1 protein-coding gene and 1 pseudogene are annotated in these 971 nt (G+C 38.3%); both read left to right on the top strand.

Annotation, left to right across the window (positions count from 1 at the left end; translation table 11 throughout):
* The coding region (locus V7161_RS18625) for a hypothetical protein (RefSeq protein WP_335714439.1) at positions 1-334 on the top strand (334 nt) is incomplete at its 5' end.
* Positions 335-398: 64 nt separating this feature from the next.
* Positions 399-632, top strand: a pseudogene (locus V7161_RS18620) (hypothetical protein); the annotation flags it as partial.
* Between the last annotated feature and the right edge of the window lie 339 nt (positions 633-971).

The following is a 971-nucleotide window of genomic DNA, read 5'->3' as shown; positions in this document are numbered from 1 at the left end:
TGTAAATCCTGTAGATACATGGAGCAGAAGAGATATTGTCGTTTCAGCTTTATACAATGAAAATGAAAAAACTGTAGAGTACCTAATTCAACATGGACCGTACAGATTTCGGCGTCCCCATGCGTGTCCCCATCCGTCCTGGTATTGGAGCCCCGAGGAAAACAAAGCAAACAGTTTATCAGAGGCAAAAAAATACCTAATTATGGCAATGAATAAGAATATAAGTAGGTCCTATCAGGAACAAACTGGGGTGGCACCGCGAACTTCTAAATTCAGGGAATCTCGTCCTCAAGCCTGGGGGTGGGGTTCATTTTTGATGTCTACAAATATATGAATTTAGGAGTGAATATGGTGCTAAAACTAATTAAGTGGAAAAAAACCCCTTATTACCACGTTGCTTAGCTGGGAATGAACAAGGATTTGTAGCAGGGTTGAACAATGCCTATATGAGTCTCCGAAAAATTTTTGGGCCAATGCTTGCGGGGGCTTTATTTGATATTCATATCAATCTGCCTTATCTATTCGGAGCATTCGTGCTCCTTGGAAGCAGCTTCGTATCAGTTAAGTGGGTAGGGATTAAGAATGGAGTAATCCCCCCAAAAAATAGGAGAGTAAAGGATCAGGCCCTATAGGGGAATACATTCCCAATATGTTTAAGCGCCATTTTTTGTGGATTTGAAATAAAGTTGTACCCTTGTTTTAATTGGACTTGTTGCTTCCCTGCCTTTCAAATAGTAGCTAGTTATCGTTTTATGTATATAACTCATTTCAATTTTAGAAGAGAATGACTATTTCGATAAATAATTTGGATGATAAGATTTGAAAACCCTTAAGTTAAAGAAGCTATCATTCCTGAGAGAGATAATGCCTTTGTTTATAACAGAATTCTGTAGAGTATGCGTTTAGTTGGCTATCTTTCGTATAGAAATCGCTTCACGCATACACTACAAGTAGCTTTTATGCATATTGAC

It is taken from the genome of Neobacillus drentensis, from assembly GCF_036965425.1.
GTDB classification, from domain to species: Bacteria; Bacillota; Bacilli; order Bacillales; family Cytobacillaceae; genus Neobacillus; species Neobacillus drentensis_F.
Note: the sequence above shows the minus strand (reverse complement) of the source record. Positions and strands in the feature narration are given on the sequence as shown.